A 16,400-nucleotide genomic window follows, 5' to 3' on the forward strand; every position below is an offset into this window, starting at 1 on the left:
GCGCAAGGCAGTCTCTCGGGTGCACGGCACATTGGTGAGCGCGCGGCACATTCAATAGCGCGCAGAATACTCATGAGCGCGACAAGGCAGACGCGATGCCTTGGCTTGCCAGGCGCGCTTCAACGCAAGCTGTCGCAGCGCAAGGGGCTGCAACGTCAGTCGCCGCCATGAAAGGAGTCGCGCTTGATCATAGCAAGTCAGTCGCTATATGGGGGCAAGTGATGTGCTTTTCAGCACCGTGGACACAGATGGCCGAGCGCGGGATGGGGGAAACGCTTTTGTAGTCAAATCGTTGATTCTGTAGCACTACTACCCTGCGTGCGACCATCCTTTCATTGTGGTGCATAGCCGCGTTACGCATACTCAGCTGGCCTTGTCCGGCGTCGCCAAGCGCTCGGTGACGACCATCATTATTTGCCCGCACGTGAGAGGATGCACCCGTGAGCCAAGAGAATCTCGAAGCCTGTTTCAAGCAGTGGCAGGACAATGAAGCCCTCGCGGAGCAGATGATCCCGCTGTTGGGAGATCTCTACCGCCGCTTCAACGTCGTGCCCTCCATCTACGGGCGTTCGCTGATCAATCGCTCGATGGTGCGCATCCTCAAGAACCACCGTTGGGTGCGCAAGGCCGAAGGCGTCGAGCTGTCAGTGGAAGATACCTTCCCGCTGGTGCGCGCGATGATCGAGCTCAACCTGGGCCCGGCCCACGTCGATATCGGCAAGCTGGCGGTCGCCTTCAAGCGCTCTGACGAGACGGACATCACCGCCTTCCTCAAGCGTGAGCTGGCCGACATCGTCGGTGGCTACGTCGAAGGCGGCATGGGCGGCGACCCGAAGGATGTCGTCCTGTATGGCTTCGGGCGTATCGGTCGCCTGTTGGCGCGCATCATGATCGAGAAAGCTGGCGGCGGTAACCTGCTGCGTCTGCGCGCCATCGTGGTGCGTGGCAGCAAGGATGACCTGGAAAAGCGGGCCAGCCTGCTGCGTCGCGACTCGGTGCACGGTCCCTTCGAGGGCAGCATCACCGTCGATGAAGAAAACTCGGCGCTGATCGTCAACGGCAACTACATCAAGATCATCTACGCCAATTCGCCCACCGAGATCGATTACACCGCGCACGGCATCGACAACGCCATCGTGGTCGACAACACCGGCAAGTGGCGTGACGAAGCGGGCCTGGGTCAGCACCTGGAGTGCAAGGGCGTGGCCAAGGTGCTGCTGACGGCACCGGGCAAGGGCGATCTCAAGAATATCGTCTACGGCGTCAACCACACCGACATCAGTGACGATGACCGCATCATCTCCGCGGCCTCCTGTACCACCAATGCCATCGTGCCGGTGCTGAAGGTGCTGCACGACGAGTACGGTGTCAGCCAGGGTCACGTCGAGACAGTGCACTCCTATACCAACGACCAGAACCTGATCGACAACTTCCACAGTGGTGACCGTCGTGGCCGTGCCGCGGCCCTCAACATGGTGTTGACCGAGACCGGTGCCGCCAAGGCCGTCGCCAAGGCACTGCCGGAGCTTTCCGGCAAGCTGACCGGCAACGCGATCCGCGTGCCGACGCCCAATGTCTCGATGGCAATCCTCAACCTGACCCTGAACACCGCAAGCGACGCTGAGCGCATGAACGACTTCCTGCGCACCGCCTCGCTGCATTCCTCGCTGCAGAAGCAGATCGACTACGTCGATTCCTGTGAAGTGGTGTCCTCGGACTTCGTCGGCAACCGCCATTCCGGCATCGTCGATGGCCAGGCGACCATCGTCACCGACAAGCAGGCCGTCGTGTACGTGTGGTACGACAACGAGTTCGGTTACAGCTGTCAGGTGGTGCGTATTCTGCAGCACATGTCCAACGTGCGTTTCAGCTACTTCCCTACGCGCTGAGTCAATGCGCCGCGTCTGTGGCGTGACTTGCGAAAAATTGAAATAAATACCTGCTGTTACAACGCCCCCGCCCTCAATGATGGCGGGGGCGTTGGCGTTTTCGGCGTGTGCACCACTTTAGTGTCGTATGGTCTTTCCGGCCTCGCATCTTTATAATGAGCCGGATTTTTTTGGGCCGGTCCAATCTCTGGGCTACACCTCCAACCGTCTGATAAGAAAAGCATTCACATTGCCTGATACGCGAAAATCGCGAGGTTGCCTGGTCAATTATCGGCCTCGAGGCGTATCTACGATGGGTGATCTTTCCTGAACAACATCAGATCCGACAATTGGGCGAGTCTATGATCGAAGTCAAACGTGGCCTGGATCTCCCCATCGCCGGGGCGCCGGAGCAGCGTATCGAGGATGCGCAGCCCGTTCGTCGCGTAGCGATCCTGGGTGTTGACTACGTCGGCATGAAGCCGACGATGGAAGTCCGCGAAGGGGACAAGGTGAAGCAGGGGCAACTCCTGTTCACCGACAAGAAGACCCCGGGCGTCCGTTACACCGCGCCTGCTGCCGGTACTGTGGTCGAGATCAATCGTGGCGAGAAGCGCAAGCTTCTGTCCGTGGTCATCGAGATCGACGCGCAGGGCGAAGCTGTGGAATTTACTGCACATGGCGATGCCGCCATTGCAGGTCTCGAACGTCAGGTCGTGGTCGACCAGCTGGTCGAGTCCGGCCTGTGGACGGCGCTGCGTACCCGCCCGTTCTCGCGCGTGCCGGCGCTGGATGCCAAGCCGGCAGCCATCTTCGTCACCGCCATCGATACCCACCCACTGTCCGCGGATCCGGCCGTGGTGCTCAAGGGTCAGGAAGCCGCTTTCCGTCAGGGTCTCGTCGCACTGACGCGTCTGACCGAAGGCAAGGTGTTCCTGTGCCAGGCACCGGGTGCTGATATCCCGGGTGGCGACGTCTCCGGTGTGGTCAGCGAGTCCTTCAAGGGCCCGCACCCGGCGGGTCTGCCGGGCACGCACATCCATCACCTCGCACCGGTCAGCCTGCAGCGTCAGGTCTGGCATGTCGGTTATCAGGATGTGGTCGCCATCGGTACGCTGCTGGCGGAAGGTCGCCTGGATACCACGCGCGTCATCGCCGTCGGTGGCCCGCGTGCCACCAAGCCGCGTCTGCTGCGCACCCGTCTGGGCGCCAGCACCGAAGAGCTGCTCAAGGGCGAAGTCGAGCAGCCGGAAGACACGCGTGTCATCTCCGGTTCGGTGTTCTCCGGCCTGACCTGTGAAGGGGCGCTGCGTTTCGTCAGCCGCTACCACAATCAGGTGAGCCTGCTCGAGGAAGGCAACAAGCGTGCCTTCATGGGCTGGCTGTCGATGGGCGCCAAGCGTCACTCGGTGCTGGGTATCTACCTGTCGAAGCTGACCGGTCTGACCGACTACCGCCCGAACACCTCCACCAACGGCTCCGAGCGTGCCATGGTGCCGGTGGGCGCGTACGAGGCGGTCATGCCGCTGGACATTCTGCCGACGCAGCTGCTGCGTTCGCTGATCGTGGGTGATATCGAGACCGGCATGCAGCTTGGCTGCCTGGAGCTTGATGAAGAGGACCTCGCGCTGTGCACCTACGTGTGCCCGGGCAAGTACGAGTACGGTCCCATCCTGCGTGACAACCTCACCACGATCGAGAAAGAGGTCTGATGATGGGCATTCGACAGACTCTGGATAACCTGGAGCCGCACTTCCACAAAGGTGGCAAGTACGAGAAGTTCTACGCGCTCTACGAAGCCGTGGACACCATTTTCTATGCGCCGGCGAGCGTCACGCGCAGCACCACTCACGTGCGTGATGGCATCGACCTGAAGCGCATCATGATCACGGTCTGGATGTGTACCTTCCCGGCCATGTTCTTCGGCATGTACAACGCCGGTCTGCAGGCCAACGAGGCCATCGCTGGCGGTTACAGCGCACTGGGCGGCTGGCGTGAAGCCATCGTCATGCTGCTGGCGGGTAGCCACGATGCCGGCAGCGTGTGGGCCAACTTCATCCTGGGGGCCACCTACTTCCTGCCCATCTATCTGGTGACCTTCGCGGTCGGCGGGTTCTGGGAAGTGCTGTTCGCGATGCGTCGCGGCCACGAGGTCAACGAAGGCTTCTTCGTCACCTCGGTGCTGTTCGCCCTGACACTGCCGGCGACCATTCCGCTGTGGCAGGTCGCGCTCGGTATCACCTTCGGTGTGGTGATCGGCAAGGAAGTCTTCGGCGGTACCGGCAAGAACTTCCTCAACCCGGCACTGTCCGGCCGTGCCTTCCTGTACTTCGCCTACCCGGCCAGCATTTCCGGCGACGCGGTATGGGTACCGGCAGACGGCTTCACCGGTGCGACCGCGCTCTCCACTGCCGCGCAGGATGGCATGGGTGCCCTGATGCAGCAGATGAGCTGGACCGATGCCTTCCTCGGCTTCATTCCGGGCTCGGTGGGTGAGGTCTCCACACTGGCGATCTTCCTCGGTGCCGCAGTGCTGCTGTGGACGCGTATCGCCTCGTGGCGAATCATGCTGGGCGTCCTGCTGGGCATGATCGCGACCTCGGCGCTGTTCAATGCCATCGGCAGCGACACCAATGCCATGTTCGAGATGCCGTGGTACTGGCACATGGTCATCGGCGGCTTCGCCTTCGGCATGGTCTTCATGGCCACCGATCCGGTCTCCGCGTCCATGACCAACAAGGGCAAGCTGGTATTCGGTGCACTGATCGGCGTGATGACCGTGCTGATCCGTGTCGCCAACCCGGCCTTCCCGGAGGGCATCATGCTGGCGATCCTGTTCGCCAACCTGTTCGCTCCGCTGATCGACCACTTCGTCGTGCAGGCCAACATCAAGCGCCGCGTCAAGCGCGAGACTGCCGGCATCGCGAACGAGGAGACCGTCTGACATGGCCAGCAACAACTCCATCAAGAAAACCCTCGGCGTCGCGCTCGGGCTGTGCATCGTCTGCTCGGTGGTCGTTTCCACCGCGGCGGTCGTGCTGCGTCCGATGCAGCTGACCAATGCCGAGCTGGACCGCAAGAGCAACATCCTCGCGGTCGCCGAGCTGCTGCAACCGGGTGAGGACATCGGTCAGCAGTTCCGTGACAAGGTCACCGCCAAGGTGGTGGACCTGGATTCCGGTGAATACGTCGATGACATCGACCCGGAGAAGTACGACCAGGCCAAGATGTCCAAGGACCCGGCCACCTCACGCACCCTGTCTGGCGACGAAGACCTGCCGGGCATCAAGCGTCGTGAGCAGTACTCCGTGGTCTACCTGGTCGGCGATGTCGAGCAGCCGGACGAGATCATCGTCCCGGTGCGCGGCAACGGCCTGTGGTCAATGATGTACGGCTATCTGGCACTGAAGGGTGACGGCAACACCGTGGTCGGTCTCTCCTTCTACCAGCAGGGCGAAACTCCGGGGCTTGGCGGCGAAGTCGACAACCCGAAGTGGAAGGCCCAGTGGGATGGCAAGAAGATCTATCCCGAAGGCAGCATGGACCCGGAAGTGCACCTGAAGAAGGGCGGCGTGAATCCGTCTTCTCCGGATGCCAAGTACCAGGTCGATGCGCTGTCAGGGGCTACCCTGACCAGCAACGGCGTGACCAACCTGTTGCAGTTCTGGATGGGTGAGAATGGCTTCGCCAAGTACCTGACCCAGTTCCGTGACGTCAAAGGAGCGTAATGATGGCAGCCGAAACTCCTAAAGGTGTCCTGACGACGCCGATCTTCAAGAACAACCCCATCGCGCTGCAGATCCTCGGTATCTGCTCCGCGCTGGCGGTGACCAACTCGATGAACACCGCCCTGATCATGGGTATCGCGGTGTGCCTGGTGACAGCGTTCTCCAGCATGTTCATCTCGTTGATCCGCAATCACATCCCGTCGTCCATCCGCATCATCGTGCAGATGACGATCATTGCCTCGCTGGTCATCGTGGTCGACCAGTCGCTGAAGGCCTTCGCCTTCGAGACGTCCAAGCAGCTGTCGGTCTTCGTCGGTCTGATCATCACCAACTGCATCGTGATGGGTCGCGCTGAAGCCTACGCCATGCAGAATGGCCCGACGATGAGCTTCATCGACGGTATCGGCAACGGTCTCGGCTACACCGTGATCCTGCTGGTGGTCGGCTTCGTGCGTGAGCTGTTCGGTTCCGGCTCCCTGTTCGGCGTGACCATCCTGCAGACCGTCAACGACGGTGGCTGGTACATCCCGAACGGCCTGATGCTGCTGCCGCCGTCCGCGTTCTTCGTCATCGGTCTGTTCATCTGGGTGCTGCGCAGCATCTACCCGGAGCAGGTCGAGAAGGCGGAGTACAAGATTACCGCCAACACCAAGATCAAGGAGGCTGTGTAACATGTTCGAACACTATCTGAGCCTGTTCATCAAGGCCGTGTTCGTCGAGAACATGGCACTGGCCTTCTTCCTGGGCATGTGTACCTTCCTGGCGGTGTCCAAGAAGATCCAGTCCGCGATCGGTCTGGGCGTGGCCGTCATCGTCGTGCTGGCGGTGACCGTCCCGGTCAACAACCTGATCCTGAACTACCTGCTGCGTGAAGGCGCGCTGACCTGGACGGGTCTGGAAGGGGCGGAGAGCATCGACCTGTCCTTCCTGGGCTACCTGTCCTACATCGGCGTCATCGCGGCGATCGTCCAGATCCTCGAGATGTTCCTCGACAAGTTCGTGCCGGCGCTCTACAACGCGCTGGGCGTGTTCCTGCCGCTGATCACGGTCAACTGCGCCATCCTCGGTGCGGCCCTGTTCATGGTGCAGCGTGACTACACCTTCGGTGAGTCCGTCATCTATGGCGTGGGTGCCGGTTTCGGTTGGGCACTGGCCATCGCTGCACTGGCCGGTATCCGCGAGAAGCTCAAGTACTCTGACGTGCCGGCTGGCCTGCAGGGTCTGGGCATCACCTTCATCACCGTTGGCCTGATGTCGCTGGGCTTCATGTCCTTCTCCGGCGTCCAGCTGTAACGCAACCGAGCATAAGGAAATCGAAATGGTAGATACCTCCATCATCGTGCTCGGCGTCGTCATGTTCACCGTGGTCGTTATCGGCCTGGTGCTCGTGATTCTCGCGGCACGCAGCAAGCTGGTCTCGAGTGGTGACGTCCAGATCGAGATCAACAACGACCCCGCCAACACCCTGACGACCCAGGCCGGCGGCAAGCTGCTGCAGACCCTGGCCGCCAACGGCATCTTCCTGTCCTCCGCCTGTGGTGGCGGTGGCTCCTGTGCCCAGTGCAAGTGCCGGATCTCGGAAGGCGGCGGTTCCATCCTGCCGACCGAAGAATCCCACTTCACCATGGGTGAGAAGAAAGAAGGCTGGCGCCTGTCGTGCCAGGTCCCGGTCAAGCAGGACATGAAGATCGAAGTGCCGGAAGAGATCTTCGGCGTGAAGAAGTGGGAAACCACCGTCACCGCCAACCCGAACGTCGCGACCTTCATCAAGGAGCTGAACCTGCAGCTGCCGGAAGGCGAGGAAGTCAACTTCCGCGCCGGTGGTTACGTGCAGCTGGAAGCGCCGGCCTACGACATCAAGTTCTCCGATTTCGACATCGAAGAAGAGTATCGTGGTGACTGGGAGAAGTTCGGTCTGTTCAACGTTCAGCACAAGAACGAAGAGCCGGTCATCCGTGCTTACTCCATGGCGAACTATCCAGAAGAGTACGGCATCCTGAAGTTCAACATCCGTATCGCCACTCCGCCGCCGAATTCCCAGCATCCGCCGGGTCTGATGTCCACCTACGTCTTCTCGCTGAAGCCGGGTGACAAGGTGACCGTGATGGGGCCGTTCGGTGAGTTCTTCGCCAAGGACACCGACGCCGAGATGGTCTTCATCGGTGGTGGTGCCGGCATGGCGCCGATGCGCAGCCATATCTTCGATCAGCTCAAGCGTCTGAATTCCAAGCGCAAGATGTCGTTCTGGTACGGTGCGCGCTCCATGCGCGAGTCGTTCTACAACGAGGAATACGACAAGCTGGCCGAAGAGAACGAGAACTTCGAATGGCACCTGGCGCTGTCCGATCCGCAGCCTGAGGACAACTGGGAAGGCCCGACGGGCTTCATCCACAACGTCCTGTACGAAAACTACCTCAAGGACCACCCGGCACCTGAGGATTGCGAGTACTACATGTGCGGGCCGCCCATGATGAACGCCGCCGTCGTCAAGATGCTCACCGACATGGGTGTAGAGCCGGAGAACATCCTGCTCGATGACTTCGGTGGTTGATCGATGATGTCACGCGTCGCAAGACGACTGGCAGGGCCGGCCCTCATGGGGCTGGCCCTGCTGGTTGCAGGCTGTGAAAATTCCAGCAACCCTGAGTTGCATCGCTTCGCCGGCCCCATCTTCGGCACCGGGTTCCATGTCACGGTGGCTGCGGACCTGGACGCCGATGAGGTGACGTCGCTCAAGCAGGCGAGTCTCGAGGCGCTCGACAAGGTCGACTGGCAGATGTCGACCTACAAGGACGCCTCGGAGCTCTCGAAGCTGAATCAGGCGCCGCTGGATACGCCGATCACGCTGTCGGATGGCCTGGCGCAGGTGCTGGCCGAGTCGCAGGATATCGGCAAGCGCTCCGACGGGGCCTTCGATATCACCGTCGGTCCGGCCGTCAATCTGTGGGGCTTCGGCCCGGATGAGCGTCTCGACAAGGCGCCGAGCGATGAACAGATCGCGCAGGCGCTCGAGAAGGTCGATCATCTGGCGCTGGAGCTCGATGGCAATACGGTGATCAAGCGCAAGCCGGTGTATGCCGACCTGTCGGGGATCGCCAAGGGCTATGGGGTGGACAGAGTCGCCGATGTGCTCGAGGCCAATGGCATCGAGAACTATCTGGTCGAAGTCGGTGGCGAGATCCGCGTCAAGGGTGAGAAGCCCGGCCACAAGCCGTGGCGGATCGCCATCGAAGCGCCGAAGTCCTTCGAGCGCTCGGTGCAGCGGATCATCGATCCCGGCAATGCCGCGGTTGCCACCTCCGGTGATTACCGCAACTATTTCGAGCAGGACGGCGTACGTTACTCGCACACGATCGATCCACGTACCGGTCGACCGATCCAGCACAGTCTGGCCTCGGTCACCGTGATCACGCCGGATTGCGCGAGTGCGGACGCCTGGGCCACGGCACTCAACGTGCTGGGCGCCGAGAAGGCAATGACGATCGCAATTCGCGAGAACATTGCCGCCTATTTCATTGTCAAAACGGATGATGGCTTCAAGCAGTCCTGGAGTCCGGCATTTGCGCCCTACCTGAAGGACGCGCCGGCGACAGGCGATACGAAGCCCGCAGATGAAGCCGGCGCCTGAGCTCGGTCTATCGAGAGCCGGTCTGCCGAGAGGCAGCCGGCCGGGCTCTCTCATCTGCCATCTGTCGAGACACACCTCCGACAGGGTCGGGTGCTCAGATTGCATGGCATCTTCTGGATGCTGTCCTGAAGGATCCACAGGATCGACAGGGGGCAAGCTGCGCTGGAGCCGACCCGCGCGAGAGGTTCACAATGGGGCCATGCCCCGGGAGGAATGACATGACGATCTGGTTACTGGTGTTCGCCGCGATGTTGCTGCTGATTGGCGTGATGGCCGTCGGCGTCCTGATGGGCCGCAAGCCGATCGCCGGCTCCTGCGGTGGTCTCAACAACCTTGGGCTCAAGGATGGCTGTGACATCTGTGGCGGCAAGGACGAGGAGTGCGAGAAGGAGCAGGATCGCCAGCGTCTGATGGCAGAGAGTGGCGGCAAGCCGGCCAGCGATCTGGCCTACGACGCCGCACGTCGCTGATTTCTGCTCTGATGGCTCAGAGCCCGCCGGCCGCAAGGCCTGCTACCGGCCCTGACATGGCAGTGTCACCGCGAGGTGAGACCGTACGTGTCAGGGCCGGTCTACGAACAATCAAGGAGCAAAGCGAGTCTCATGGCAGTCTATAACTACGATGTCGTCGTGATCGGTACCGGTCCGGCAGGGGAAAGCGCGGCAGTCAACGCGGCCAAGCATGGCAAGCGTGTCGCCGTGATCGAGGCTCAGTCTTCCGTGGGCGGCAACTGCACCCACAAGGGCACCATCCCTTCCAAGGCGCTGCGCCACGCGGTCAAGCAGATCATCGAGTTCAACACCAATCGCATGTTCCGCGATATCGGCGAGCCGCGCTGGTTCTCCTTCCCCAAGGTGCTGGAGCGTTCACGCCGCACCATCGAGCAGCAGGTCGAGATGCGTACGCGCTTCTACGCCCGCAATCGCATCGATGTGTTCTTCGGTACCGCGCGCTTCAAGGACGAGCACACCGTCGTGGTGCGCGATGCCCATGAAGGGGTCGAGGAGCTGCACGCGGAGAAGGTCGTGATCGCCACCGGCTCGCGTCCCTACCGCCCGGCGGACGTCAACTTCCGCCACCCGCGCATCTACTGCTCCGATACCATCCTGGGGCTGTCACACACGCCGCGCACGCTGATCATCTACGGCGCCGGTGTCATCGGCTCCGAGTACGCCTCGATCTTCTCCGGCCTTGGCGTCAAGGTCGACCTGATCGATACGCGTGATCGTCTGCTGTCCTTCCTGGATAACGAGATTTCCGACGCGCTGTCCTACCACCTGCGCAACAACGGCGTGCTGGTGCGTCACAACGAGGAATACGATCGCATCGAGGGCGACGAGTCCGGCGTGGTCGTGCACCTCAAGTCCGGCAAGAAGCTGCGTGCTGACGCCTTCCTGTGGGCCAACGGTCGTACCGGCAACACCGACAGCCTTGGTCTCGAGAATGTCGGCCTGCAGGCCAACGGCCGCGGTCAGCTGACCGTCGATGATCAGTACCGCACCGAGCTGGACCACGTGTATGCGGTGGGCGATGTGATCGGCTGGCCGAGCCTGGCATCCGCGGCTTACGATCAGGGCCGCTTCGCCTCGGCCAACCTGCTGGGGGAAGAGTTCAAGTTCGTCAATGAGGTGCCGACCGGTATCTACACCATCCCCGAGATCAGCTCGGTGGGGCGTGGCGAGTCCGAACTGACCGAGGCGCGCATCCCCTACGAAGTGGGGCAAGCGTTCTTCAAGGACACCGCCCGCGCCCAGATCACCGGCGATACCGTCGGCATGCTCAAGATCCTGTTCCATCGCGATACGCTGGAAATTCTCGGCATCCACTGCTTCGGTGACCAGGCGTCCGAGATCGTACACATCGGTCAGGCCATCATGCAGCAGAAGGGTGAGGCGAATACGCTCAAGTACTTCGTCAACACCACCTTCAACTACCCGACCATGGCGGAAGCCTACCGGGTCGCGGCCATGAATGGACTCAACCGTCTGTTCTGAGCGGCGTGGGTCTCGCGCCCACTGACTTGCCCGCTGACTTGGAGCCACACCACAAGGCCCCGACATCATTGATGTCGGGGCCTTGTGGTGTGGCTCCCAACTGGGAAACCTTGTTGATGAGCCTTGAGGAAATCACGCATGCAGGATGATTTGCAGCAACACGACACTCGCCAGTCGGGCACGCAGTCACGCGAGCCACTGCAGGATGATCCGACCTCGGACCTCACGCTACGCCTCGGCCATGAGGAACTGATCATCCATCGCCGTTATGAGCTGGCCAGCATCATCAATGAGCTGGTGCTGGGGCTGCTGTTCACGATCGGCAGCGTGTGCTTCTTCTGGGAAGAGTGGATGACACTGGGAATCTGGCTGTTCGTGATCGGCTCGCTGCAGCTGACGCTCAAGCCGGTGATTCGCCTGGCGCGCCGCATGCACCTCAAGCGGATGCCCGAATCGGCGCTGGACCTCTAGCGGGCGTCTTCACGGCCTGACTGGCTCACCGGCTCTCTGGCTCTCTGGCTCTAGGGATCAGCGATAGCGATGCACGCGCAGACTCTTGAGGAAGGGCGTGTCCTCGATGCGCACGTCGCCGCGGCGGGCGCGGGTGCGTTCGGTGGGCGGCGTCGGGCTTGGCTGGTTGAGAGCGGGCAGGCGCAGGTCATCATGCGGCAGGAACAGCGGCAGAGAGACGTTCAGCGCGCGGCGCGTGCGTAGCTCACCGTCTTCGCGCATCACCGGCTCACGGTAGAACAGGTTGGCGCGCATCAGCGGTGCCTGGGGCTGGATGCGGGCCAGAATCTCATCCGATGGCAAGCCAGCGAGCAGCTTGAGCTGCAGGCGTACGTGCTCGGCCTCGGTATCCAGCTTCATCAGCAAGGCTTCACACTCCGCCACGCTGACGCGCTGGATCGAGCGCCCGGAGCTGTACCAGGCGAAGCGCACTCGCGCCACCGGTGCCTCTGCCACCGGTACCCGGCGCCAGCATTGTTTCAGGTGCAAACGGGCAAGGCCATCGCCCCTCAGGTGCTGATTCAGCCCCGGATGGCGGAAGGGCAGAATCGCCTTCAGCTCGGCCAGTTGGTCGGGATACTTCTCGCGCAGCTCGGCGAAGAGCTCCGCCAGCTGCTCCTTGGCGGCGTTGAGCGCCGCGACGCGCTCGATCACCGTCGGGCCTGCGGCGACAACGCCCAGATAGGGGCGGGTGACTCGGCCGTCCTGGCCATCCTGATACCACACGTCCTGCAACGCCTGGCTGAGCCATTCGCTATCGGCACTGACGCCATCCAGTCGCCAGAGTGGCGAATTCTCTTCTCTGACCGCGGTGATGACCTGATCGGCGGCACTGATCTGCGTATCGAAGGCCGCTTCTATTCTGGCCATCAACTGGTATTCGGGCATGCTCTGCGTCCTGATTGCAGCAAGGGAGGCGTGATTTTTTATCGCGTTATCTTGTTTAGCCTAGCGTGACCGGGATGGCAAGTCAGACCATGGCGGCATGCGCGGGCAGAAGAAGGGCTCCGAGAGACTGAATCACCCGGGATGGAGTGACGGGAGAGGCCGGCTGCGCCGGCGCCGACAGACCGAAACAGAAGAGGGCGCCACGCTGGGCGCCCTCCTGTCTCTGCGGGGGTCTGTGTGATCTCGATAGGGTGCTGTTGTCAGGCCGGCACCTGCAAAAGCCCGCTGGGCTCAGCGGTCGCGATAGCGCTCGGTGAGATCACCATAGGCATCGATGCGACGATCGCGCAGGTAAGGCCAGATGCGGCGCACGTCTTCGCCGCGCGCCAGGTCCACCTCGACCAGCAGCTCCTCGGGCTCGGTACCGCCATGCGCCAGCAGCTCGCCCTGAGGGCCGCAGATGAAGCTGCCGCCCCAGAACTGGATGCCTTCGCTGGCAGGCGTCGGGTCCGCTTCATGACCGACCCGGTTGGCGACGATCACCGGCACGCCATTGGCGACGCCGTGGCTGCGCTGGATCAGGGTCCAGGCATCCTTCTGGCGCGTCTGCTCGGCTTCATCGTCACGCGGGTCCCAGCCGATGGCGGTGGGGTAGAGCAGCATCTCGGCACCGGCCAGCGCCATCAGGCGTGCGCCTTCGGGATACCATTGGTCCCAGCAGACCTGCACGCCCAGACGGCCGACCGAGGTGTCGATGGGCTCGAAGCCGCGGCGTGGGGACTGTGCGCTGGGTGCATCGCCTGGCGTGAAGTAGAACTTCTCGTAGAAGCCGGGATCATCCGGAATGTGCATCTTGCGGAAGGTGCCGACCAGGCCAGCGGCCTTGTCGAGCACCACGGCGGTATTGTGATACACCCCAGCGGCGCGACGCTCGAAGATGGAGCCGACGATCACCAGGCCGAGTTCGGCGGCCAGACCGGCCAGACGCTGGGTGGTCGGACCTTCGAGGGGCTCGGCGAGATCGAAGATCTCGGTGTCTTCGGTCTGGCAGAAGTAGTGGCTGGCATGCAGCTCCTGCAGCATCACCAGCTCAGCGCCATCGGCGGCAAGGCGACGAATGGCGGCTTCGCTGGCCGCCAGGCTTGTGTCCTTGTCGGGCCAGCCCTGTTGCTGGACGACACCGACCTTGAGTGTACGGCGGGAAGCAGTCATCACAGTGCTCCTTGAGAGGTGTTCGAGGTGGCCAGCGTGCCCTTGGGCAGTTGCATGGTCATGCAGTGCAGGCTGCCATGCTGGCGAATCACGGCGCGGCAATCGACCGGAAGGATGTCACGCTTGGGGAAGGCGCTGGCGAGGGCCTTGAGGGCGATCATGTCGTGACGATCGGCGTAGGTCGGCACCAGCACGGCCCCGTTGATGATCAGGAAGTTGGCGTAGGTCGCCGGCAGGCGATGGCTGTCGTCCGGATCGAAGCAGGCATCCGGCCACGGCAGCGGCACCAGGAAGTACGGGTCGCCGTTGGCGTCGCGCAGGGCTTCAAGCTCGGCTTCCATCGCCTTGAGCGCCGGGTAATGCGGGTCGTCGCGATCATCGCAGCGGACATAGGCGATGGTGCGCGGGTCGCAGAAGCGCGCCAGGGTGTCGACATGGCTGTCAGTGTCATCGCCTTCCAGATGACCATTGGCGAGCCACAGCACGCGTTTGACTCCGAAATCGGCCTTGAGTTGCGCCTCGACCTGGGCGCGGCTCAGGCCGGCATTGCGGTTGTCGTTGAGCAGGCAGGCCTCGGTGGTCAGCAGGGTGCCCTGGCCGTCGCTCTCGATGCCGCCGCCTTCCAGAATGAAGTCGCGGCTTTCCACCGGGCTTGCGTAAGCCCCCTGCGCGGCGAGGGCGCGGGTCAGGGCGTTGTCGCGGGCGGCCTCGAACTTGCCGCCCCAGCCGGTGAAGGTGTAGTCGAGCAGTACCGGCTGGCCATCACGTTCGATGGTGATGGGGCCATGGTCGCGCGTCCAGGTGTCATCCAGCGGCGCCACGAAAAGATGCAGACGCTCGGCGGGCAAGCCGAAACCGGCGAAGCGTGCGGCAAGGCGCTCGCGGGTGGCGTCATCGCTGACGCTGATCAGCACGTGCTGATAGCGGCTGATGGCGATCACCATGGCCTCGCAGGTGGCTTCGATGCTCTCGAGCATCTCGCTCCAGTCACTGTGCGGGCTGGGCCAGCTGAGCTGGATGGCGTCCTGCGGGTGCCATTCGGCGAGCAGACGGGTGGCCATGGGCATCTCCCTGATGAAGAGGTAACGATAAAGGCGCAAGCCGCAATGCCGCGGACTCGGCGCGCGATGATAGCAGAGCCATGCGCCGACGCTAGCCCTGTGGTGCCTGACGTGCACATGTCTCGCCATGCTGGCGGTTCATGTTGGCCACAGACGAAGGCTGGCAAACTGCGTTCGAATATGGCTCCATGCGCCGAGCCTGCGGAATGCGTATCATGGCCCGCGACCCTGACCCAAGGAATCGACTTCGATGCTGCTGGATCGCCTACCCTTTCTGATCGGCCTGCGCTATACCCGCGCCAAGCGCCGTAACCATTTCATTTCCTTCATTTCCTTGACCTCGATGCTGGGGCTGTCGCTGGGCGTCGCCGTGCTGATTCTGGTGCTGTCGGTGATGAACGGCTTCGACCACGAGCTGCGCACCCGCGTGCTGGGCATGGTGCCGCATGTGCGCGTCGAGGCGCGTGACAGCGTCACCGACTGGGAGACGCTGGCCGGCAAGCTGCGCGAGAAGCCGCATGTCGTCGGTGCGGCGCCCTATATCGAGCAGCAGGGCATGTTCACCACCAACGGCCGCAACAAGGGTGCGTTGGTCACCGGCATCGATCCGTCCGCGGAGGACCAGGTCTCGATCATCAGCGAGCACATGGTGCAGGGCAGCCTGGCGGATCTCACGCCCGGCAGCTGGGGCATCGTGATGGGCGAGCTGCTGGCGCGCAACCTGGGCGTCGGCGTGGGGGATCGCGTCACGCTATTGGTGCCCGAGGCCTCCATCACGCCCGGGGGCATCTTCCCGCGCCTCAAGCGCTTCACGGTGACTGGTATCTTCAAGGTCGGCGCGGACGTCGATGCCAGCCTTGCCTACACTGATATCTCGGACATGGCCAAGCTGGCGCGCTTTAAGGAAGGTGACGTCCAGGGGGTGCGCCTGAAGCTCGATGACCTGTTCAGCGCCGATCAGGTCACCCGCGACATCGTCAGTCAGCTGGGGCCGCAGTATCGCGGCATGGACTGGAAGCGCACCCACGGCAACCTGTTCGCCGCCATCCAGATGGAGAAGAACATGATCGGCCTGCTGCTGATGGTGATCGTCGCCGTCGCGGCCTTCAACATCGTCTCGACGCTGGTGATGATGGTGACGGACAAGCACGCCGACATCGCCATCCTGCGTACCCTCGGGGCCAGGCCCGGTTCCATCATGGGCATCTTCATCGTGCAGGGGCTGACCATCGGCGTGATGGGCATCATCATCGGCGCCATCGCCGGTGTGGCGCTGGCGCTGAGTGTCTCCGACATCATCGCCTGGGTGCAGTCGACCTTCGGTATCCAGTTCCTGGACCCCAACGTCTACTTCATCAGCTATCTGCCGTCGCGCCTCGAGATGAGCGACATGGGCATCATCATCGGTTCCGCGCTGGTGCTGAGCTTCCTGTCGACGCTGTATCCGGCCTGGCGCGCCTCGCGCATCCAGCCGGCGGAGGTGCTGCGCTATGAGTAATCCGTCGACACCG

At 62.5% G+C, this 16,400-nt stretch carries 15 protein-coding genes; 12 read left to right on the forward strand and 3 right to left on the reverse strand.

What is annotated here, in order from left to right; all coding sequences use genetic code 11:
* The first annotated feature begins 440 nt into the window (after nucleotides 1-440).
* The 11 genes from R1T44_RS05895 (at nucleotide 441) to R1T44_RS05945 (ending at nucleotide 11,689) form a co-directional block, all read left to right on the forward strand.
* Nucleotides 441-1,889, forward strand: coding sequence for a glyceraldehyde-3-phosphate dehydrogenase (locus R1T44_RS05895; RefSeq protein WP_043331922.1), 1,449 nt, complete (start codon nucleotides 441-443; stop codon nucleotides 1,887-1,889).
* A gap of 341 nt (nucleotides 1,890-2,230) precedes the next feature.
* Entirely contained in the window at nucleotides 2,231-3,580 is a 1,350-nt protein-coding gene (locus R1T44_RS05900) for a Na(+)-translocating NADH-quinone reductase subunit A (RefSeq protein ID WP_054555019.1), read from the forward strand.
* Nucleotides 3,580-4,812: an NADH:ubiquinone reductase (Na(+)-transporting) subunit B gene (locus R1T44_RS05905; protein WP_043331920.1), complete on the forward strand. Its 1,233-nt coding sequence runs from the start codon at nucleotides 3,580-3,582 to the stop codon at nucleotides 4,810-4,812. The genes R1T44_RS05900 and R1T44_RS05905 overlap by 1 nt, the downstream gene beginning before the upstream one ends.
* A 1-nt stretch (nucleotide 4,813) precedes the next feature.
* The gene (locus R1T44_RS05910; RefSeq protein WP_153635247.1) at nucleotides 4,814-5,596 is read left to right on the forward strand and encodes a Na(+)-translocating NADH-quinone reductase subunit C; all 783 of its coding nucleotides are present in this window, start codon (nucleotides 4,814-4,816) and stop codon (nucleotides 5,594-5,596) included.
* A gap of 2 nt (nucleotides 5,597-5,598) precedes the next feature.
* Nucleotides 5,599-6,267 (forward strand): NADH:ubiquinone reductase (Na(+)-transporting) subunit D, encoded by a 669-nt coding sequence (locus tag R1T44_RS05915; protein ID WP_043331917.1) that lies wholly within the window; start codon nucleotides 5,599-5,601, stop codon nucleotides 6,265-6,267.
* A gap of 1 nt (nucleotide 6,268) precedes the next feature.
* Nucleotides 6,269-6,889, forward strand: a complete 621-nt coding sequence (gene nqrE / locus R1T44_RS05920) for an NADH:ubiquinone reductase (Na(+)-transporting) subunit E (protein WP_043331916.1) — start codon at nucleotides 6,269-6,271, stop codon at nucleotides 6,887-6,889.
* Nucleotides 6,890-6,914: 25 nt separating this feature from the next.
* The gene (nqrF, locus tag R1T44_RS05925; protein WP_043331915.1) at nucleotides 6,915-8,147 is read left to right on the forward strand and encodes an NADH:ubiquinone reductase (Na(+)-transporting) subunit F; all 1,233 of its coding nucleotides are present in this window, start codon (nucleotides 6,915-6,917) and stop codon (nucleotides 8,145-8,147) included.
* Between the two features lie 3 nt (nucleotides 8,148-8,150).
* The gene (locus tag R1T44_RS05930) at nucleotides 8,151-9,224 is read left to right on the forward strand and encodes an FAD:protein FMN transferase (protein ID WP_242007744.1); all 1,074 of its coding nucleotides are present in this window, start codon (nucleotides 8,151-8,153) and stop codon (nucleotides 9,222-9,224) included.
* Nucleotides 9,225-9,442: 218 nt separating this feature from the next.
* Nucleotides 9,443-9,694, forward strand: a complete 252-nt coding sequence (gene nqrM, locus R1T44_RS05935) for a (Na+)-NQR maturation NqrM (RefSeq protein WP_043331913.1) — start codon at nucleotides 9,443-9,445, stop codon at nucleotides 9,692-9,694.
* 132 nt (nucleotides 9,695-9,826) lie between these two features.
* Entirely contained in the window at nucleotides 9,827-11,218 is a 1,392-nt protein-coding gene (gene sthA / locus R1T44_RS05940; protein ID WP_043331912.1) for a Si-specific NAD(P)(+) transhydrogenase, read from the forward strand.
* A 138-nt stretch (nucleotides 11,219-11,356) separates the two neighbouring features.
* A complete protein-coding gene (locus R1T44_RS05945; RefSeq protein ID WP_153635248.1) occupies nucleotides 11,357-11,689 on the forward strand; it encodes a YrhK family protein in 333 nt (110 codons plus the stop codon).
* A 57-nt stretch (nucleotides 11,690-11,746) separates the two neighbouring features.
* Here R1T44_RS05945 and R1T44_RS05950 read toward each other — a convergent pair whose 3' ends face one another.
* The 3 genes from R1T44_RS05950 to R1T44_RS05960 all read right to left on the reverse strand — a co-directional run bounded on the left by R1T44_RS05950 (nucleotide 11,747) and on the right by R1T44_RS05960 (nucleotide 14,889).
* Nucleotides 11,747-12,616: a DNA replication terminus site-binding protein gene (locus R1T44_RS05950; RefSeq protein ID WP_043331911.1), complete on the reverse strand. Its 870-nt coding sequence runs from the start codon at nucleotides 12,614-12,616 to the stop codon at nucleotides 11,747-11,749.
* A 291-nt stretch (nucleotides 12,617-12,907) separates the two neighbouring features.
* Nucleotides 12,908-13,828, reverse strand: coding sequence for a carbon-nitrogen hydrolase (locus R1T44_RS05955; RefSeq protein WP_054555016.1), 921 nt, complete (start codon nucleotides 13,826-13,828; stop codon nucleotides 12,908-12,910).
* A complete protein-coding gene (locus tag R1T44_RS05960) occupies nucleotides 13,828-14,889 on the reverse strand; it encodes an agmatine deiminase family protein (protein WP_153635249.1) in 1,062 nt (353 codons plus the stop codon). The genes R1T44_RS05955 and R1T44_RS05960 overlap by 1 nt, the downstream gene beginning before the upstream one ends.
* A 253-nt stretch (nucleotides 14,890-15,142) precedes the next feature.
* Between R1T44_RS05960 and R1T44_RS05965 the strand changes: the two genes are divergently transcribed.
* Nucleotides 15,143-16,387, forward strand: coding sequence for a lipoprotein-releasing ABC transporter permease subunit (locus R1T44_RS05965; protein WP_043332064.1), 1,245 nt, complete (start codon nucleotides 15,143-15,145; stop codon nucleotides 16,385-16,387).
* Nucleotides 16,388-16,400 lie beyond the last annotated feature (13 nt).

The sequence above is a fragment of the Cobetia amphilecti genome (genome assembly GCF_032923285.1).
In the GTDB taxonomy this organism is placed as follows: domain Bacteria; phylum Pseudomonadota; class Gammaproteobacteria; order Pseudomonadales; family Halomonadaceae; genus Cobetia; species Cobetia amphilecti.